The 21,450-nt window shown below is 45.9% G+C and carries 14 protein-coding genes; 4 read left to right on the top strand and 10 right to left on the bottom strand.

Annotated features, from left to right (window positions below; translation table 11 throughout):
* Positions 1 to 126: 126 nt before the first annotated feature.
* Positions 127 to 825 carry an HAD family hydrolase gene (locus GO493_RS29285; RefSeq protein ID WP_157309798.1) on the bottom strand — a complete coding sequence of 233 codons (699 nt, stop codon included), beginning with the start codon at positions 823 to 825 and terminating at the stop codon, positions 127 to 129.
* Positions 826 to 991: 166 nt separating this feature from the next.
* Between GO493_RS29285 and GO493_RS29290 the strand changes: the two genes are divergently transcribed.
* Both GO493_RS29290 and GO493_RS29295 read left to right on the top strand, forming a co-directional pair.
* Positions 992 to 1,795: a TerC family protein gene (locus GO493_RS29290; RefSeq protein WP_157309799.1), complete on the top strand. Its 804-nt coding sequence runs from the start codon at positions 992 to 994 to the stop codon at positions 1,793 to 1,795.
* Positions 1,796 to 2,330: 535 nt separating this feature from the next.
* On the top strand, positions 2,331 to 2,990 hold the full coding sequence (locus tag GO493_RS29295) for a methyltransferase domain-containing protein (RefSeq protein ID WP_157309800.1): 660 nt from the start codon (positions 2,331 to 2,333) through the stop codon (positions 2,988 to 2,990).
* A 5-nt stretch (positions 2,991 to 2,995) separates the two neighbouring features.
* On the opposite strand, the gene GO493_RS29300 is transcribed toward GO493_RS29295, so the two are convergent.
* Positions 2,996 to 3,709 (bottom strand): hypothetical protein, encoded by a 714-nt coding sequence (locus tag GO493_RS29300; protein ID WP_157309801.1) that lies wholly within the window; start codon positions 3,707 to 3,709, stop codon positions 2,996 to 2,998.
* Positions 3,710 to 3,802: 93 nt separating this feature from the next.
* Here GO493_RS29300 and GO493_RS29305 point away from each other — a divergent pair, with 93 nt between their 5' ends.
* Positions 3,803 to 4,651: a dioxygenase family protein gene (locus GO493_RS29305; RefSeq protein ID WP_157309802.1), complete on the top strand. Its 849-nt coding sequence runs from the start codon at positions 3,803 to 3,805 to the stop codon at positions 4,649 to 4,651.
* On the opposite strand, the gene GO493_RS29310 is transcribed toward GO493_RS29305, so the two are convergent.
* The 8 genes from GO493_RS29310 to GO493_RS29345 form a co-directional block, all read right to left on the bottom strand.
* Positions 4,648 to 5,040, bottom strand: coding sequence for an acyl-CoA thioesterase (locus GO493_RS29310; protein WP_157309803.1), 393 nt, complete (start codon positions 5,038 to 5,040; stop codon positions 4,648 to 4,650). The two genes, GO493_RS29305 and GO493_RS29310, sit on opposite strands and share 4 nt — an antisense overlap.
* A 175-nt stretch (positions 5,041 to 5,215) precedes the next feature.
* A complete protein-coding gene (locus GO493_RS29315; protein ID WP_157309804.1) occupies positions 5,216 to 6,970 on the bottom strand; it encodes a RagB/SusD family nutrient uptake outer membrane protein in 1,755 nt (584 codons plus the stop codon).
* An 18-nt stretch (positions 6,971 to 6,988) separates the two neighbouring features.
* Positions 6,989 to 10,093, bottom strand: coding sequence for a SusC/RagA family TonB-linked outer membrane protein (locus tag GO493_RS29320; protein ID WP_157309805.1), 3,105 nt, complete (start codon positions 10,091 to 10,093; stop codon positions 6,989 to 6,991).
* A gap of 15 nt (positions 10,094 to 10,108) precedes the next feature.
* Positions 10,109 to 11,527, bottom strand: a complete 1,419-nt coding sequence (locus GO493_RS29325; protein WP_157309806.1) for a fasciclin domain-containing protein — start codon at positions 11,525 to 11,527, stop codon at positions 10,109 to 10,111.
* Between the two features lie 12 nt (positions 11,528 to 11,539).
* Positions 11,540 to 13,195: a fasciclin domain-containing protein gene (locus tag GO493_RS29330; protein WP_157309807.1), complete on the bottom strand. Its 1,656-nt coding sequence runs from the start codon at positions 13,193 to 13,195 to the stop codon at positions 11,540 to 11,542.
* Between the two features lie 14 nt (positions 13,196 to 13,209).
* Positions 13,210 to 14,691, bottom strand: a complete 1,482-nt coding sequence (locus GO493_RS29335) for a RagB/SusD family nutrient uptake outer membrane protein (protein WP_157309808.1) — start codon at positions 14,689 to 14,691, stop codon at positions 13,210 to 13,212.
* Positions 14,692 to 14,710: 19 nt separating this feature from the next.
* Entirely contained in the window at positions 14,711 to 17,989 is a 3,279-nt protein-coding gene (locus tag GO493_RS29340) for a SusC/RagA family TonB-linked outer membrane protein (RefSeq protein ID WP_157309809.1), read from the bottom strand.
* Between the two features lie 3 nt (positions 17,990 to 17,992).
* Positions 17,993 to 20,194 carry a fasciclin domain-containing protein gene (locus GO493_RS29345; RefSeq protein WP_157309810.1) on the bottom strand — a complete coding sequence of 734 codons (2,202 nt, stop codon included), beginning with the start codon at positions 20,192 to 20,194 and terminating at the stop codon, positions 17,993 to 17,995.
* Between the two features lie 561 nt (positions 20,195 to 20,755).
* On the opposite strand from GO493_RS29345, the gene GO493_RS29350 reads away from it, so the two are divergent.
* A complete protein-coding gene (locus tag GO493_RS29350; RefSeq protein ID WP_157309811.1) occupies positions 20,756 to 21,358 on the top strand; it encodes a hypothetical protein in 603 nt (200 codons plus the stop codon).
* Positions 21,359 to 21,450: the final 92 nt, after the last annotated feature.

Here is a 21,450-nt window from a genome sequence, read left to right on the forward strand (position 1 = left end):
GTAGTGAATAATAACGTGGGTTACAAAATAGTAAATTTTGCGCTGCGCGCTATGCAAAAAAACTCAAAGGATCGGTTTCGCCTTCGGCGAAACCGATCCTTTGAGCAGTTCTACTCGCTTAAATATTCAAAAAGTAGGAGCGTATAACAAAGGCAATACCTCTAAAATAGTAGTTACCTGCTTAAAGTTGGGGTTATCAATATGCACATCAACATGCTCATGTTCCCAGGTGGTATGAAAAGGTATATGTATAGCACGTCCGCCTATACCCAGTACAGGCAGTATATCCGATTTCAGGGAATTACCGATCATCAGGAACTGCTCCGGCTTAATGTCCAGATGCTTCAGCAGCTTCCTGTAATCAGCCTCCTGCTTATCTGACATTACTTCTACATGGTGGAAATAATGATCTATACCGGAATTTTTCAGCTTCCTTTCCTGGTCCAAAAGGTCTCCTTTCGTAGCTACTACCAGCCTGTAGTTTTCCTTCAGGTTACCCAGCACCTCTTCTACCCCTTCCAGCACTTCAATAGGCCGTGCCAGCAGGTCCTTGCCAAACCCGATGATCTTTTCAATAGCACTGATGTCTATAGTATTGTCAGATATGGAAAGCGCCGTTTCGATCATGGATAACATGAAACCTTTTATACCATAACCGTAAAGGCTGAGGTTTTTTATTTCAGTCTGCAGCAGTTCTCTCGCTGCTGTATGCTGTGGCAGATAACTCTCCATCAGCCGGCAAAATTCATTTTCTGTTTCGCGGAAATAGGGCTCGTTGATCCACAGTGTATCATCCGCATCAAAGGCAATAACTTTTATACTCATATTCAACCGGGTTACTGAGACAAAAGTATCTAATAACTGGCACTTTCCGGCCTTTTTTTAACAGTGATATTTTGCTGCCGGTATGTTTCACCACTCATAAGTTTTAAAGACAGGATCGGAATAAATATTGTAAGATTGTGTATCGAACTATAATGCAACAACTAACATGGGAAGTTTATTTTCTGTCGAAGGACTGTTTACCATCGACTCATTGATCAGCTTATTGACGTTAAGTGTACTGGAAATAGTACTGGGCATTGACAACATTGTATTTATCTCTATCCTGGCAGGTAAACTGCCTGCTAACAAACAAAAAAAGGCAAGACGCCTCGGACTGGGGCTGGCCATGTTTGTGCGTATCCTGCTCCTGTTATCTATCAGCTGGATCATGTCACTGACCACCCCGCTGTTCAACATCGGTGATTGGATAGGCGTTGAAAGTGCCAAACTGCTGGAAGCTACCGCCATTTCAGGAAGAGACCTGATCCTGCTTGTAGGCGGGCTGTTCCTTATTTATAAAAGTACCGCAGAGATCCATGAAAAACTGGAAGGCGATAGTCACGAAGAAACCAAAGTAAAAGCTATCAGCTTCACACAGGTCATCATCCAGATACTCCTGCTCGATATTGTATTTTCCCTGGATTCCGTGATCACTGCCGTAGGTATGGCTGATCATATCCAGATCATGATAGTTGCCGTGATCGTAGCTGTGGGCGTAATGATGCTGGCTGCAGAAAGTATCAGCAACTTTGTGAATGATCATCCCACCGTTAAAATGCTGGCGCTGTCTTTCCTCCTGCTGATAGGTGTATCCCTGCTGGCAGAAGCGTTTGAACAGCATATCCCGAAAGGATATATTTATTTCGCAATGGCATTCTCTGTATTTATAGAGATATTGAACCTGAAAGTTCGGTCTAATAAGAAAGGGAAACCGGTGCAGTTAAATCAGCCAAGAATGAACAAAGAATAATCTTAATTCTTTCTACGGATAAACCTTCTAGCTCAAAAAAGGGGGTTCGCCAAAGGCGAACCCCTTTTTTTCTGAAAATAGTTATCAAATGATTGAAAATCAATTTCTTATTCTGATTGCTCAGCACAATGATTTTTACCGGAATTCCCTCCTTTTCAACCTGGTTCATGAATGCTTTCTGTGCAGATACTTCCCCTCAACTCCACCTTTCAAGTATGTTTCAAGTATGTTTCAAGCATGTTTCAAGCATGTCTTAAGCATGTTTAGAGTATGTATTGCGGTACCACTTTAGCGCCACGGTATAGTCCTGATATAGGTTTACACTTCTGTCAGATGATCCTGTTTGAAGTTTACAATTTGGTGTTAATAGAATGTTCTTCTGCTAGTATTAAGATTTTCATCCTCCTTTGTGAACCATGTTCATGAATGTTTTTTGAGCCGTTCTTTTACACCATACATAGAAAACCGGTACATATATCAGACTGAAAATCCAGATCGATGCCTTATATTAGAATAACTAATAAGCCCCTACCCAATGAGATACATACTTTATTTTCTTTATCTGGGCTGGCATTGGGGAATTGCCATGGCCTGCTTCGTGATCTGGCATGAGGTACACGGAGAAAAGAAATACGGCATACGCACCATTGGCACCGACGATCTGTCTACAGATGTATCGGAAGAAGACAGGGAACATGCCACCATGTACGAACCGGTGAACTACTACACCGCTACCTGGTTATTCGATCATCTTCAACCTGCCGATCTTCAAACCTCCCTGCTGGACGTAGGCTGCGGCAAAGGCAGGATCCTGGCAGTAGGCGCAGCATATGGATTCAGGAACATGACAGGAATAGATTTCTCTCCCGGCCTGTGCAGGGACGCCACAGCATTAGCTGGTATGATAAAGAACAAATACCCTGATACCAGCATCACCATTGCCTGTGAAGATGCCCGTTACTATGATATTCCCGAAACAACAGGCGTGATCTTCCTCTTCAACCCGTTCAATGAAGTTATAATGGAAACATTTATCCGGAAAGTAAATGAGAGCCTGCTCAGGAAACAAAGGCCCTTAAAAGTACTGTATGCCAACCCCCAATGCAAAGATCAGTGGCTGGCAGCTGGATTCAAAGAGACCGCTTCTTTTGTTAAGCTGAGATATCTGAAAGGAAGCGTTCTGGAAAAGGAATAGTCTTGTCAGGAGAAACTGACGTAAATCATGCAGAAAGTCAGGAACGCTGTTACCATAACTGTTCTTACTATATACTTCGTCCTCTGCGCTGTTGTAAAACCCAGGTAAGCGCTTATACTATCACGGCACATAAAAACCAGCGTTATTATATTCGTAATAATAAATGCAGTAGCAACATAAACATAAGCACTTCTAACCGAAGAAGTCGTAGCAGCCTTCAACAGAGTAGTGCTATAACTTCCTATCTGCAACAAACAATAACCAAATGTCAGGATCCATCCCCAGCGCTTCCGGTAATACATTAATAATCCCAGCGCAAGCGTAATGACCAGGCTGAACGAATAACGTAACAGCACATGCCCCATACAGGACCCGCAGTCGCGTGCTTCCCAGAGGCTCGCCACAACACCGCAGAGAATTCCGGCAAATACAAGTCCCATTAAACACAGGATCACATTCAGGTCCTTCCTTCCCTGTTTCTCCAGCTCCGGATCTGTTTCATAAAGAGAAAAATCCAGTACCGGCTTGGGTTGCACACTATTTCTCTGGTGTTCAAGAATGTATTTATCTGCAGCTACCTGATCTTCTTCTGTTACAGTCCTTCCAGAAAGTATATCCTTTACAACCACCAGGTCAGCAGCGCCATGTTTTGACGGTTGACGCACAATAAGCAGCAGTTCTGTATTTGAGTAAGATTGGTATTTGTTATAGAGGTCCATATAGCAGGTATAGTTTCTAAAAAGTTAAAATCCATAGGTAGCGGGTATGACGGATTAAAAGTAAATATATTTACTCATAGTTTGCACAGTCATATGGAGAGGAAATCGTTTATCAAAATAGCGGCATTACTACCGCTCATCCCCTATTCGTCACAGATAGAACGGATGCTCAACCTTCCCGGCGTTTTCCGGCCAACTGAGAAAATGCCCGTTTTCTTTGTAGGACATGGAGACCCGGAAAATGCTTTCAGAGACAATACCTTTACACAAAGCCTCCGGGAAATGGGTCAAAGCCTTACCCATAAACCTTCCGCAATACTGGTTATCTCCGCTCATTACCTCACCAACGAAACCTCCTGGCTGAAAGTACCCGATCACTTCAATTGCCAGTACTATAACGCTACCGGAGCCACCAGCTTCGGCACTGTTATTCCACAGCTTTCTTCACAGGTGAAAATAGATGAGAGTACTGATATGGATCATGGAGCCTGGGCCATACTCCGTCACATTATGCCTGATGCGAATATTCCTGTCATGGAATTAAGCGTTCCCATAGGCCAGCGGCTGGATTATCACTGGAACCTGGCGCAGCAGCTGAAACCTTTAAGAGAGAAAGGCGTGCTCATTATTGGCAGCGGAAATATTGTGCACAACCTCGGCCTCGACGCACTGAAAGGCATGTTCACCATTAGCAAACCCTATTCCTGGGCCATTGAATTTGATGAATGGGTGAAAGCCCGTATTGATGAACGCGACTTCGGCAGCCTGTTCTATTACAGGAACCTGGGAAAAATGGCAAAAAAGGCTGTGCCCACTGAAGATCATTACATTCCCATGCTGTACAGCATTGCGCTGGCAGACAAGCAGGAAGAGATCCGGTATACTTATGAAGAAGTATTTGCAGCTGTAAGTATGCGCTGCTTCCAGATAGGGAAAAGTTAGTGCTCCCTTAAACGTTCGTCAGTATAGGTGATCTCTGTCTTTCCATGAGGTACCGGCGTACCATGTTCATCCACACTTACAAACACGATCTTATCAATGGTCAGGATCGTTTTATGTGTGATCTTGTTTCTTACCTGGCAGGCAAGCGTCAGCGATGTCCTGCCAAAATGTATAGCTTTGATACCCAGTTCAATAATATCTCCCTGTTTGGCAGAGTTGATAAAATTGATCTCCGACATATACTTTGTTACGCACCTGTTAGTTCCCAGCTGAATGATAGTATAAATAGCGGCCTCTTCATCTATCCAGGCCAGCAGCCTCCCCCCGAATAATGTTCCATGTGCATTCAGGTCTTCAGGTTTTACCCATTTACGCGTGTAAAAATTCATTGCTCGTTAGATTTTCCATTCCCGACAATGGCGCAAAATTAAGGAAACATACCAGTCCCCAGGTAAAAATTTGTATGTGGCGGCTGATTATAACCCCAATATTCTGCCATGCCCTTTACGGGTCTGCCATTGCTGTCCTGTCAGCAGTATCATTACCAGGTTCATATCATATGTTTTAATCCCATCTGAAAGGAAGATACCAGTTTTGTTTGTTCATCAGCCTTGATCTTACAGCAGCGGCCTGCCCGTCTCCCGACGCATCAAATTTCGCCGCCACTTTATCTGCCAGCCATCCGGGATCTGCTGCATACCGGCGCAAAGCTACACGCAGCAGGTCCGGCCAGCGGTAGCCTTCAAACGCCAGCTCCAGCGCGTCTTCTTCCAGCAGCTTATCTTCCATGTACAATGTTAATCCCACCCTGTCAGTAACAGGTCTTTCAGTGTTGTTCATGTCAAAATACTTCGTGGAATCTATTAACACAGGTTTCAGCGAAACACGGCCCCGGATACCTATATGCCGGTACCAGGGAGATCTGTAGTTGGGATAGTTACCTGAACGGGCGTCAAAGTCATAAGGCGGTACATCAAATGTCTGTTCTATATTGGTCACATTACGGCTCTCTCCGCCACTTACCCCTGTAGCCATATATACCGGGTCGTAGGTATTTTTGATACCGTTATTCAGAATAGCATAGGTCAGCTTGTCACGCCCGTCCCGGTTGGCAGCTTCTGCATAACGCAGGTGTAAGGTAGCCGCCCGGTACAATATCCATTTACTGTTTGTTTCAAATGGCAATAAAGGATTGTAATTGAATGTATACTTGTTGACTACCGGCTGACCAGCCTGTGTTTTCCAGGAAGCATTCGGCCCCCTCAGATCAACAGGCGTATTATTACCAACCGCGTTACCGGTACGTACCTGGTCATTCCATCTCTTAATTGCCAGTGCTGATGGCTTTAACCGGTAATTGCCGTTCACATTGTCAAACAGGCTGATAAAGGGGTTCTGTGGCGCAAAGTTCTTATCGAACGGCAGGTTCCACATGATCTCATAATTTGAATACCGCTCACCGTAAGGCTGACTGAAAATATTCGACCAGTTGCCTCCATTTGTATTAGCGGTATAAGCCACTTTATACGTTTCATACCATTGTTCACTATTCCTGGCCGGGTACAATACATCCCCATAGTTCATCATGAACTGGTAGTTGGTGGCGGCCTGGTTATAATTCCCTTTCCACAGGTAAAGATCTCCCAGTAAACATTTGATGTTGACGAAAAACTTCTCCGTGCTGTAGCCATCTACTACCGTAAGCAGGGAAGTGCCTGCCGGGAAAGGTGTTTTGTAGGGCAATCCTTCTGTAAAAATGATCAGCTTGTCCAGCAGCTCATCAAAAGATATACGGGGAAACTGCTCTTCTTTTTTCAGGGCATCTATATTTTCCAGGGCAGATGTCACATAAGGTATGCTGCCAAAATGAATGCCCAGCTGCAGGTATACCCACGTACGTACAGCGCCTACAGCAGAATAACGGAGATTGTATTCATCTGCGGTCATACGCTTATCACGCAGCATGGCGTCAAAGTTGGTCAACGCATCATTACAGTTGATGATCACTTCGTAGAAAGGCTTCGGATCTGCATACGGATTATCAGCGCTCACCTGGTGTACGCTCAGCTCCTGCAGGTATTTATTGCCGGCGCTGCCTGTTACGTCCATCAGATCAGCCCTTAGTTCATTCAGCACAACATACCGTTCCGCCAGCCCCATGAATTTACCATATATGCCTATAACAGCGGCATCTGCATCACTTACGTTCCTGTATGTCTGATCATTGTTCAGCACTGTTTCCGGCTCTATGTCAAACAGCTTTTTACAGGACGAAAAGCAAACCGAAAGGAATAATATATATAGTACAGTATATTTCATCTGTTCTGTTTTTAATTGTTACAAACCTATCCTGACACCCAATTGCATAGTCCTGAACTGCGGCTCCAGGCCGGTATCTATGCCCTGGGCGAAAATGCTGCCTGCAGCGCTGAACTCAGGGTCATACCCCAGATAACGTGTCCACGTGAACAGGTTATTACCCGTGGCATATAGCTTCACATATTTCAATGCACCCGGTCTTACAGGAACATCATATGCCAGCGTAAGCGTTCTTAAACGCAGGTAAGAACCATCTTCTATCCAGCGGTCAGAGAAACGCGCATTGCCTGCCGGATCTCCCCATACCGCACGGGGAATATCTGTCTGTTGCCCCTCAGCCCTCCAGCGGTTCACAACAGCGGCCGACTGGTTATGGTAACTGCTCAAATCTTCTGTTTGCGCACGCATGTAGTTATAGATATCATTGCCTTTACTGAAAGTGAACAGTACACCGAGCGACCATCGCCTCCAGCTCAACGTATTACTGAACATTCCTGTAAAGTCAGGATTAGGGTCCCCAATCACCTGCCTGTCACTTTCATCTATTATATTATCCCCATTCACATCAACAAACCGTACATCACCACCCTGGAAAGGCATTGCCGTTCCATCAGCAGCTATATATTTTAATCCGGCGGCAGCATCGGTAGTGGCAAACACTCCGGCAGTCTTATAACCATAGAACTGGTTGGCCGGCTGGCCCACAGCTGTCAGGAAAGTAGCGCCTGCATAACTGCTTATCATCCTGCTGCCCGGTATCTTTGTAACTTTATTACGATAGGTGGCCAGGTTAAAAGCGGCATCCCATTTCAGGTCATTGTTGACGATACGGCCACTTATTGACAGCTCAATCCCTTTAGTGTGCATAGCACTGTTGTTGGTGATCATCTGGTCAAAACCCGTAACAGATTTTACCGGCTCTATGGTCAGCATATCCCAGGTATTATTACGGAAAACATCCAGGCTTATATTCAGCCGCTCCTGTAAAAACGAGAGATCAATGCCCGCATTCAGCCTGTCTACCGTTTCCCATTTCAGATAAGGATTGCCGATGTTCCCCCTTACCAGCCCCTGCATGCCCAGCAGGTTCTGCGATACATAATATTGCCTTGCCGCATAATTGCCTATATCATCATTGCCTGTACGACCGTAACCAGCCCTCAGTTTCAGCAATTCTATAAAGCTCACATTGTTCATGAACGGCTCTGAAGACACCAGCCATCCTGCAGCTACAGCAGGCATTACAGCAAATGGATTACCATTGATGGTCCATGCGCCCGGCGCTTTTTTCCCAAAACGGGAAGATCCATCTGCCGCTATATTGAATGTCAGGAAATACCTGTTCAGGAAAGTATAGTCAGCATGTAAATAAGTGTTCAGCCAGTTCCATTTCCCTATATCTCCGCTTACGCTTCTGTACAGGTTCTGGCCCATGCCTACGCTCACAAATTCATCTGTTGCAGAGTTATACCCCCGGCCATAATCTGATTCGCTGCTACTGTTATTAAAACGTACACCCGCATCAACAGCAAACTGGTGCTTCTGCCTGAAGCTGCGTTGCCATGACAAACGGGTGTCATTGTACAGTGAATACAGGCGCTCTACATTACTGCCTGACCGGTTATATACAATACCGTTGGGGAGTGTATCAGGAGCCACGCCTTTCTGTGGTATGAAGATGTTCTCTCTGACCTTATCGTACGTCACACCCAATAAGGTATGTATGCTCCAGTCATCGCTCAGTTTATACCTGAAATTCACAGAGCCGAAGAAACGGTAGTTCTTGCTCACTGCCTGCATACCGGAAATAATGGCGGCCGGGTTGGAAACATTGAAGATGTCATAATTATCCAGGCTGGGAGATTCTATGCCCTCTTCACTCACAGCTCTTACCGGCAGAAAAGGTGCCTTGATCAGTCCCAGGTATATAGGGTTTGTTTTTAAAGCTATTCCCTGGTCTTTATTCTTCTGCTGACTGGAAGTAAAGGCCAGGTTGACAGACGCCTTCAACCTTTTGGAAAGGTTCAGGTCTGCATTAAAACGTGTCTGATAGCGGCCCAGGTCCGTACGGGAGATAATGCCTCCCTGCTTCAGGTACCCGAGCGATAAAGCATATGTAGCAATATCATCACCACCAGTTACCTTCAGAAAATACTGCTGGTTAAAACTGCGTTTCATCACCTGCTTCTGCCAGTCTGTATTGTAGTGATAACGGTAATAATCAGGATTAGGCTGATCATTCATATAAGGCTGATCGCTGATCTGCTGGTCAGTAAGCCCGCTGGTCTTCAGTACATCGGAAAGATAGACACGATAATCGCCAGCCTTCATCATAGGTATCATTGCAGGTGTACTGTTATAACCTCCATATGCTGCAAAGTCTATCTTCGTTGCCAGCTCCTTTGCCCTGGCCGTAGTAATCAGGATCACACCGTTACCACCACGGGAGCCGTAGGTAGAAGTACCGTCCTTGATCACGGTAACGTTGTCAATATCCCTGATATCAATATGGGCAAGCGGATTGTTCACATGTCCTTCCACAAGCGATCCGCCATATTCATTCGCGTCATAGATCATACCATCTACCACTATCAGCGGACGGTTAGTGGCATACAGGGAAGTATATCCACGCAGGAAAAGTTCTGCCCCTATTCCCGGCGTACCGGAGCGCCTGATAACCCTCAGCCCCGCTACACTGCCCTGCAGCGCCGCCTCCGGCGATTCCGGCACTCTCTGCCATTTACTGTCCATATTTACAGACTGTACCGGGTAAACAAGCTGGTTACCCGCCCTGTTGCCAAAAGGAAGTACAGCATCTTCATATATTGAAGGGAAAGTTTCCTCATAGAGACTGGCGTTTACTTTCCGCCTGCCCTTCAGCGGTATTTCCTTCACCTGGTAACCAGGCGCTGAAACTGTCAGCACCGCATTTCCACCAGGCGCCTTAATACGGAAAACACCCTTTTCATTCGTAATGGCAGCAGCATACCCGGGAATACTGATATTAATACCCGGCAACACTTTGCCGGTAGCCGCTTCCCGGATGGTGCCCGTTATATTGAGCGTGGTATCCTGTGCAGCAAGGCGCAGGCAAAACAGCAGCATGATAAAAGTTATACGCATAAACATCTCTTAAGATCAGTCCAGAATAGGTACCAGTTTTATATAATCCAGCACCAGTGTATTGGCGCCATTGGTGGTGACGTTGTTCCCAACAAGGTAAAGCGGCAATCGCCCATACCTGTCTGCCGTATACTCTCCCAGGTATACTTCGCTGAAATCTCTCAGGGCAACGGTCTTATAAGCAAACTCAGTAGCCGCAGGATCTTTGAACGCTATCTTCATTGGGAACGTGGCTGTCTGAAAATCATTCACAGCTACCCAGTACACCTTGTATTTTGCAGAATACACAAGTGGCATATAGTTGATCCAGTAACTACTGATACCATGGTTTTCCATGTAGAAGTCCCGGAACAAAAGTCCCGTCAGCGGATTGATACGCGTACGTACAGCCCATGCCTTTGTCCTGTCCCTCACATCATTGACATTCTCTCCCTGTATAATAACAGGCTTGATCTTGCTAGCAGTTTCATATGCTATATCATCCACTATATACACCATACCGTTACTCACCTTATGGGAAGATATTACAGTGAACATATTGGGATGATACACTACGCTATCCCTCAGCCCATAAGCTGTTCCCGGCAAACCCGATGCTGCATATACACCACCTAATGCCAGGTCTTTAACCACATTCCACCGGGTAATGGTATCAGTCAATGCAGCAGTGCTGTCCTGGAAGTATTTTATCAGCCTGTTCTTCTCCGCCATGAAAGCCCGGTCTGTCAGGATGATATAGGTCAGCGCCGAATCTTCACTATTGATATTTATCCTTTGCAGGAAATGGTTACGCTCCACCAGCCCTGTGCCTGGCTTGTAGATAGGAAGCCCCGTAAGCGGGTCCACTCCTATCTGCTCTGCCTGGGAAGTATCAATGCCTGTATAGGTCAGGCTTTGCAGGAAGGTTTGCTGCATAGTGCCTGCCGCATAACTGTTCAGGAATTCCCAGGCGTTCTGTTTAGGCATAATAGTGCTCCCGATGATATGCAACATGCCATTGGCTGAATACTGGTTGGCAGTAGTAATATTAATATCGTCTACCTGTGTACGGGAGAACAATACATTCTTGCCGTTCAATGCGCGGATTCGCAAAGTGGCTTCCGTCAGTACCGTAGGATACGACTGCCCCGTAATATGGTTGCCTATCAGGCTTTTCAGCCTGGCAGTATCCGCCAGTATTGCGGGGTCCACCTGCTGCCAGGCTCCGTTGTCAGGAGCAAAGACAGTGAACGTTTTAGAAGACGCCAGTACTTTATCATAGCCTGTTTTGACCAGGTACTCTGCAAATTTGCTCAGCTCAGGACGTTGCTGTATTGCCTGGAAAAGATTGGACCGCAGGGCCGGATCGTCTATGCCGGTACGTTCGTTCCACTTATCTTTCCTGCAGGCAACCGCCATCAGTACAAGAAGTATATATAAGATAGTTTTCTTCATGCTGCTTATCTTTTAAGGCCGCGGAACAGGTGTGCCATCCGCCATAAAACGGGGATAGAGCTGGTCCATGTCCTGCGGAATGAAATGGATCATATCAAGGTTGTTATTGTTCTGTGTACCCTGCAGGGTAGTGAACCTGAGCAGGTGACGGTCTGTGGTCCTTATCTCTATAGTACCTACCAGCCTGCCTGCCCAGTTGTTGGATGCAGGAGATGTATACCATTTCCAACCCTGCGATTCCATCTCCCCTTCCGTACTGATAGGCATATTGACAGTGAAGTTCATAGACCGCTGTAAAGGCTCTCCATCTATAGATATCTGGTTCACGTTATTGGAACTGCCGGATTGCTTCTGCGTTCTGTAACAGATCCATACTTTATACCTTCCTCTTACCAGCAGCGGGGTTTTCAGTTCTACCCAGGGGCTCCGGCCCGGCCCTCCCAGCGGGATCGCCAGGAAATCACCCTTTACATAAGTACCGCCCACGGTATAGGTCATAGCGCTTGGACCAGGCACTGTAATGTCTTTCGGCATATTGGTGAGTGCAAAAGGATAATTCTGTTTACCGTAATAAGCCGGCAGGTTACGTATCTCAGGGAAGTCAGCCACATCCCAGTACACAGGTACAGGATTACGCACCTTGATGGCAAAATGCCCCAGGGCGGAATGGACCACCCCATTACTGGCAGAGCGATCGCTGGTATTCCTGTCCAGCTCTACGCCCGGTTCATGCACACCATTAAAAACATCATCATTGATCAGCACCGTCAGTCCTGATAATTTTGAGGTCACCACCTCCAGCGGCGCCAGGGTAGTATGAGAAGTATTGGACACAATATCTGCCAGGTATTTAATACCATACAGGATATGATAACGCACATAGAGATAAAGGCTGTCAGTTACATTCTTAGGATCTCCCGTATGACAGTATCTCGCCTTTAAAGCAGCATAGCTGCTAAACCCTGCTGCCGCCAGCACTGAATCCGATTCTGCAATCACCGTAAGCCATTGCTTGGTGCTGTCAGGATTATTTCCCGGCAGGATATTCACTGTATCATAAAGACCCGTTGCCTGCAAAGCTTCTGCAAAAACGGAATACTTAGGATCGCTGGTAATTGTCTGCGCCAGTGTTTGCGTAGCAGGTACCAGTACATGGTCTATCACATGTATGACGCCATTGCTGACGCGGATATTGCTTTGAATAAGATTGGCCTGCCGGTTCACAGTGATCCTCGTTTGCCCGCCGGTATTACTTGCCCCGGTGATAAGATACTGTCCGTACATCGTTAACCGCGGCAGCTTACCATCAGAGAAAGAAGGCGTTGTAAGAGTATCTTCCAGCAGATGGAATTTCATCAGGTCCTTCAGTTCCTGCAGGTCTATCTTGTCTATAGAAGGACGGCCGGTTGCTTTCAGATAGGCGCTGATAGCATCGTTGGTAGGTGCAAAGAAGGTATAAGCGCCATATACGCTGAGAAAACCATTATCCCCTGTTGTTGAAAGTATCTTCAGCAGGTCTGAGAATTGCGCTTTGTTCTTTTCCAGGTAGCCGATAATATTCACCTGGTCTGACGTATCAGAGATAATAGGCGCTTTCTTACAGCTGCCCCAGCCACAAAGCAGGAGCAGGAAAACTATCAGCCTTTTTAAACTATCTTTTGTTTTCATAACGTAAGCGTATATTATTGGTAATATGGATTCTGTTCCAGCAGCTTATCTGCCTGCAGTTCATATTGATTGATCGGGAAATAGTGACTGCGTACATCCCTGTACTTGCTGAGGATGGATTGCTGCATATTACCGGGTGCATTCATAGCCACCATATCCAGCATAATGCTGAGATAGGAATAGTTGTTACGCTTAGCGTTACGCAGCACATCATACCAGCGTTTTCCTTCAAAGGCAAATTCACGCGCCCTCTCTTCAAGGATATAGGACGATACATCTACCGGGCTGAGAGGATCAGGCGTTCTTTCAGTAAGCACCAGTGCACGGGCGCGGTCCCTGATAACTTTCACCAGGTCAAGCGCTTCCTGCCCCTTATTTACCCAGGCCAGTGCCTCTGCTTTCAACAGCAGCACATCTGCATACCGGTATACAAACCAGTGCGCATAAGACTCCGTCGCCCCCCTTACCTGCATGGTTGTCCCACTGCTGGCTCCTGCAAACTTCCAGATCATCTGGTCTGCCGCTCTGATAGAACCACCATCGCCCCTGATATCTTTTTTCGTAGCATCAATAAGATCAATACCATATACCTCGTCCATTACCCTGGGAGAACCTATAAAACGGTTGTTGGCCGCACCAAACATGAAATAAAAGGGATTCTGCTTCTGCTGGTCAAACTGGAATTCAAAGATGCTTTCGTTGGAGTTGCCCGTAAAGAACACGCTGTTAAACCATTGCGCCTGCGCACTGCCGTCCATCAGGCCAAACCTGTTGGAGTTAATGATCTTGTCACACGCAGCAATGCAATTATCATACTGCTCCATCCACAGGTAAGCGTCTGCTTCAATGGCATATACTGTATATTTTGTAATGCGGCCCTTATCGGTTATTACGTTACCATATGTCTCAACAGCATGCTGTTCCGCAAATGCCAGGTCTTTCATGATCTGTGCATGTACTTCCTGCTGTGAGCTCTTCTTCAGCTGCTCCAGCGTACCATCGCCTGATGTGGCTTTCAGCTGCAGAGGCACCTCTCCAAATGAACGCAGCAGATAAAAGTACATCAGCGCGCGCATCGCATAAGCTTCAGACAGGTAGGCATCCAGCTGTTGCTGCGTAAGCGTTTTATCTGTCTCCATCACCTGCGCAGCATAGGTGATCACAGTATTACAGTAGTTGATGGTCCTGTACAAAGGCGCCCAGGAAGTATAGTAGTTTGTAGCCAGTATATTGGCCTCCATAATATTTACCTCATCTATGGCAGCATTCAGTGTTGCAGCTACCATATCTGCTCTCAGCTCTCCCCATACAAAAAGGTTCTGTACAAGGGAATTGTCCAGCAGGGAAGCATAACAGCCTATTACCGCAGCCTGCAGCTGTTCTTTGTTCTGCCAGTAATTATCACGGATAATGCCGTCCTGTGGCTTTACATCCAGCCACTTATTGCAGGATGTACCGAGGCATAAAAACATGATCACCCATATAGTTCTTTTCATTGCAATAGAGTTTATAACATTAGAAACTGGCGGAAATACCAAACAGGAAGTTCTTTGGCGGCGGCGTCAGTGCATTGTCTACCGGGTAAGCAAACGGATCATTATCTCCTTTCATTGATACGTCCGGGTTCTGGCCCTTATATTTTGTCCATGTATACAGGTTCTCCGCCGTCAGGTAACAACTGGCGCTCCTGAGCCCCAGCCTGTCAAGTATACGCCTGCCAAAGTTGTATCTCACCGTTACTGCCTGTAAACGAACAAAGGAGGCATCCTGTACATACCTGTCAGATCCCAGCCAGTTATAACCTGAACGGTACAACGCCCTCGGAACGTTCGTCACATCTCCCGGGTTACGCCAGCGCTTCAGTACCACGGTACTCTGGTTGTCATAGCCATACATGTTGCTGGTATTGATATCTGCCTGGTTCACCAGGTCATAGCCCAGACGGTATACAAAGTAAGAGGTCAGCTTCAGGGTACCGCGGTAAGTGATGTTAGGGCCAAAGCCACCGGTTATTTTAGGAATACCATTGCCCAGGTAAACAATATCCCTGTTATCGATATTACCATCATGGTTAATATCTTCATACATAGCGTCTCCCGGCTGGAAAATATAATCCGTAGCAGGATAGTTGAATCGCATATACAGGGTCTGCCCGTTAGCGCCCGGTACCTGGTGACCATTAGCATCTTTTACAACAGTGGCATCTTTGTCTTTATATACTCCCTTATACCGGAAACCATAGTAAGAACCAAAAGGGTTCCCGATCTGCAGATAGGTCTTATATAACCCATTCTGGTTGATAGCTACATTGTTCTCCCTGGGAAAGAACTCAGACACCTCCCGCACTACGTTAATATTGCGGGCTATGTTCATGTCAAACCCTATCTGCCAGTTCTTCGTTTTGAACGGAATGGTGTTCAGCAATATCTCCCATCCCTGGTTATCCATTGTGCCCACGTTCATTGCCACAGAAGAAAAACCGGAGTAAGAAGGTGTCCGGAGGTCTTCATAGAACATATCTTTCGTCCTGTTGCGATAAGCCTCCACATCCAGCCGTATCCTGTTCCTGAACAACCAGAGATTAAATCCAAGATTCTGTCCTATCACCGTCTGCCATTTCAGGTTAGACAGCTCCATGTTGGAAGGATATACGCCTGACATTCCCATATAGCTGTAACTGAAAGGCATATATGTATTGAAGTAGTTCCAGACAGCTTTATCCGGCGGAGCCGAGCCACTGTGTCCATAGCTGGCACGGAAACTGAGATCGTCTATAAACTTATATCTCTTCATAAATGGCTCTCCGGAAACACGCCAGCGCATAGATACAGAGGGGAACAGTCCATACCGGTTATTAGGCCCGAAACGGGAATTCCCGTCTCCCCTCACACCGGCATTAATGATATAGCGGTCCAGCCAGCCATACTGCCCCTGTAACAGTACACCTATGCTTCTTGTACGGCCCTGCACAGATTCCAGTTTCAGATCTGCATTGGATGTACGGGAAGGATTGGAAGGGTCCTGGAATTGTGAAGAAGCAGTATTGGAAGTAAGCACATTATGGGAAACATAGTTCAGGTCATCTGTCTGTATAGACAATAATCCCTGTAGCCGGTGCTTCTCATTATTCTTCGGATGTGTGTAAATAAGATTGGTTTTGGTAAACACATCAAACACATCACCATCACTATCTCCGGCCCTGTTCACTACTGTCTCGGTTACAGGCCGGCCGGTAGATATACGTGGCAGGAAGGTTTTTGATTTTGTATTGTTAATATCGAACTGTACATCGAAAGTTGCCATTAATACAGAAGGAATAATGTCATACTGAATATTGAACTTGGGCGTGATACGCTCTCCTATCTGCTGATACATGCCTTCCATAACCATCGCTACAGGATTGTAGGTGTTGTAGTACTGCCCCTGGATATTGGAGGCGGGCGACAAATAATTAGGCGTCTCATTTCCATATTCATCATACTCATAGATGGCCATATTGGGCATCTTGGTATATGCCACACCTCTGACCTGGTAATTCTTGTTAGGCACATAATTGAGATCATTATCCACATGAGTATAGGTAATATCTGATCTGAAGCGGATACGGCTGGATACGTTATAGTCCAGGTTGATCTTGGATGTGATCCTTTTCAGTGCAGTACCTTTTGTGGTGCCTTTCTGATCAAGGTATCCTATTGATGCATAATAACGGGCCTTCTCTCCTCCTCCTGTCATAGAAACGTTATGGTCTTGCATAAAGCCTGTACGTGTAATAGCTTTTACCCAGTCTGTATTATTGCTGTAGTTGTAATACCAGTAAGGATCATAAGGATCAAAGAGGAACTCCTTGTTCACATTAATGTTCAGTGGCAAGCCATTGGTATTGGCAATTTCTTCAGGTATCAGGGTAGAATACTGATCTCCGTTCAGTAATGGAATATTAGGCGGCTGCCTGGAGACAGAACCTTTAAAATTGTAGGTGATAGAAGGCCGGCCTATAGTACCTCTTTTAGTATTGATGATCAGCACCCCGTTGGCGGCTCTTGATCCCCATACAGCCGTAGCTGCCGCGTCTTTCAGAACGGTGATATCCCGTATATCTGAAGGCGCAATATTAAGCAGCTGCGCATATCCCTGTTCATCTGCACTGCCGAAATTAAAATCAGATGGTACCTCTGTATTATAAGGCATACCATCCAGCACTATCAGCGGATTGGCAGAACCGTTAATAGAAGCTGTTCCCCTTATACGGACAGACATACCTGCACCGGGATCGCCGGAAGTGGTGCCTATGTCCACACCAGGCAGCCTTCCCTGCAAAGCCTGGTCAATAGAGGCGGCCGACAGCTCTTCCAGCTCCTTAGCCTTGATACTGGCTGTAGCCAGCGTCGAGTTACGGCTTTCTACCTGCATGCCGGTGCCATTATCTACTGCCTGCCTTGCTACAATGTTAACCTCGTTAAGATCACGGGTACCGGCTGCCAGGTTGAAGTTGATGGTCCTCCTGTCATTGATGCCCTGCACAATGGTCTTATAACTGATAAAGGATACCGAGATCCTGTGTTGCATATCAGCTACCCTGAGTGCAAAATTGCCGTCTATATCGGTCACCACACCGGCTATAGTACGCCCGTCCTTGTCCAGTTCCACAACGGATGCCCCGATAATGGGCAGGCGTGTTTTGGCGTCCAGCACCCTTCCCGTTACTGTTATTTTGGGTGCTGTTTTCTGTGCTGTTGCCGGCAAATAAGTTAAATATAACAGACAAAGAATGACTATATAAAGTTTGTTCATAGATCAGATCTTATACCTGAGAAAATTGCTGATAGAGTGGATCACTGTGCGGTTGGACAGGTTATTGCTCCTGTTCACCTTCATGTTCGAGCTGTTGTTAAAAGCGTCCCTCAGCTCCATGGCATTATGTTGGTTGATAATATTGAGAAAGGTAAGTTCCCCGCCATTGGTCTTGAGCATTGTTTCAAAAGCCCCGTTCTTTTTGCCGTCCGGTACTACAGTGTTCCGGTTCAGCATATGGTAGTAAATGAAGTTGAGCACTTTGTCTTTATCGGCCGCAGCGGCAGGTGCAAAATTGGGTACGCCTGTTCCAGCATCACCCGGCAGCCAGCCTTCCTTTACAGCTGCTGAAATAGCAGCATTGTCGGGAACGAATACGGTATAGAAAGTACCGGGCGAAGTACCCAGGATATCCTTGGTGGATGTCCACAGGGTAGAGTTCTTCAGGTATTGGAAGAAGGAGTTGTAATCATTCGGATAGGCGGTTGCCAGTTTTTCCAGGTGAAATCCTATCGGGTTCTCTGTGAAGGTGAGCAGCCCGTCGGCATAGTACACCTTTCCGTTCTTTGTATCGCCAACACTTTGAATATGCAGGACCTTGCCCGCATCTGCATTACCGCTGGAGTATACAGTGTTATTGCTGTATTTGATGTATTCCCCGTTCCAGGCTTCTACTATGCCTTCTCCTGAAAGATCGTTCAGTTCTCCGTTGTTGGTAGGCAATACAGAGGTTTGCAGGATACGGAATAGCCTGTCCTGAGCACCTGATCCATATTGTACCGTACCTCCTGAAGCCTGGTAGGCCCATTCGTTCCGATCTACATTAAAGTCATAGCCGGCAGCCCTTACCATATCGTCCGGCATCATGAACAGGGTATAGTTCAGGGAAGGGTTGATGATGGAGAACTTAAGATCGGCATCCAGTGCACGGGTCATCAGAGAATAAGCAGGGTCCAGGAATGCTTTCCCATATACTGTCCTGAACACATTGGCATCCTGTACAGCATTGATGCCATAAAAGATCCCGTTGCTCAGCATCTTTTTATCTATTACATCAGATAAACTGAACGTTGGTACTTCCTGCTGACTGTTGCCTGTTACGGCCAGCTTGTTAGGCCATACAGAAGTTTGCCACATATGCGCGTTCAGCAGGCTGAGTAAGACTGCCGGCGGAGCGGCTTCAAAGGAAGAATAATGTGTCAGTATCTGGCTTACATAAGGGCGGAGCGCGTTATTGGTAGGTACTACCAGTGTCCAGCCGGAACGTTGCGCATCCGTGCTGGCCAGCAGGTAGTTCTCGTTGTTGGGAGAAAACGCCAGCGCAGCGCTGTAGATTTTTACGAATACAGAATCCGTTGACCCTGTCAGGACATTGTTACGATGGGTCAGATCAGCATTGGACTGGTAAAAGACCAGTTTTTCCAGCAGACTCCTGAATTCACTGTATTCCGGGTTAGATGCCAGGTACCGTTCCAGGTTCTGCAGGGGCAGTACCACTTTGTCTATTTCATGGATGATCCCATTCTCTGCAGCTATGTCGGCATTCACTACTGCTGCATCCACTACGTTAAAACCACTAAAGGAGGTATTGGGATAAAAGAACTGGTAATCAGCCGCACTTAATCCGTTAGCAGCAAAGAACCCTGAAATGAAATAAGGGATGTTCTTATTATTATTATCATTGGTTACATAGGTGCCATTCCTGTTGGCGGCAATCACCTTACCGGGACGGCTATCTTCCGTATACACCCAATCATAATAGGCTGTTTTCCGTTTATAGGCCTGGCTGGTGTCTGGTCCGCCAGTTCTCTGATAATTGGTCAGCTGCTCCTTCCGGTAGGCATTATATACCAGGCCGAAAGTAACGATCTTCCTGGCCATCAGTGAGTCAATGCCGTCCACACCACTGATGCCCTGCTCTTTGAAGAACTTTTCAAATGCGGCATCGTTGGGAGCGAAAAAGGTCCAGTACCCTGACTTGCTCAAAATGTCCTTATACCCCGCCTTATCTATAGTGGCAAGCAGGTAGGTAAAATTCTTTTTCGCCTGTAATTGCTGGTATATAGGGGACGCCAGCCAGTCCGGCCGGCCATAATATTCTTCAAATTCCTTTTTCCGGCAGCCACCCAGTACAGTACAGAATAAAAGGAACAGAATAAGCCCTCCATACCCGGAAACAGACCGTTTCGGATATTTATTTTTCATAACGGGTAATATTTAATCGTGCTTAGCTACATTGATGGATTTTGGTGGTATTGTCCATGGGCTAAGTTAGCAGGGGGAGTGAGTAGTAAAAATGGAGAATTATACTATTTCATGGAAAAATAGGCGGGGAAGAGCATGGAAAATCTGGTGCAGGGATGGAAAAAAAGACAGGGATCCATTCCAAAACAACGGCAACAATTACCATACATAACCTGGCTTTTATTCTTATATATACAGTCATAAAAACATATGACAAAAGAAATCAATAGTTTATCCGTCTTTAAGTTGTTGAAAAATATTAAATTTACGTATGACAACTACGACGTACCATAGGATCAAGGCTCTTTTAATGGAGCAAAGACGTCAGATATCTAATTCTCCCAAAGCAGCCGCTCAATTACTCGACGAATTAGGCATCCGGGATCTTTTGGTACAGGTTTCTCCAAAAATCAATACTATAGGGAAGACAGTCGCTCCAAAAACAGCTCACAAGAAATCCGTTGCGAAATAATAAGCAACTGGATTTTCACACACAAATTCTTTTAATACACCAACCATAATATGTTATCCCAATCTTATATCTATTCATCCGATCCCGGATTAATAATTGGATTTCACGGCTGCGATCAGGAGGTGAGAGATAAAATAGTATTAAACCAAACTACTTTAAGAGCCAGTAAAAATAAATGGGACTGGCTTGGTGAAGGCATGTATTTCTGGCAGAATAACTATGAACGGGCATTACACTACGCAATTGACCCTCCGGGGAAAATCAAAATTAAAACGCCTGCAGTATCAGGGGCCATCTTTAACCTGGGGAATTGCCTGGATTTGACAGATAAACAGGGAATTGACCTGGTTAAAACTTCATATGAAACTCTAATTAAGTCTGCACAAGCTGAAGACAAAAAGTTTCCACGTAACATTAACCCTAAAGGAGATCCTGGCTCTAAAGACAAAATTATCCGAAATCTTGACTGCGCCGTCATAAATAATATTCATACATTGATTGAAAAAAATGAGGAACCTCCCTTCGAATCAGTAAAAGCCGTATTTTTTGAAGGGAAAGAACTTTATGAAGGAGCTGGATTTTTAGATAGAACACATGTACAGATCTGTATCAGAAACCCAAGAGACTGTAAAATGAACTGTGTCAAAGGTTAAAATAATTTCCTGACCTTTAACACAAGTTTCTTTTTATGAGCAAGAATGATCAATTTGATTACGACGGCCTCAAGAAAAAGGCCTTAGAACAG

Source organism: Chitinophaga tropicalis (assembly GCF_009758205.1).
Lineage (GTDB): Bacteria > Bacteroidota > Bacteroidia > Chitinophagales > Chitinophagaceae > Chitinophaga > Chitinophaga tropicalis.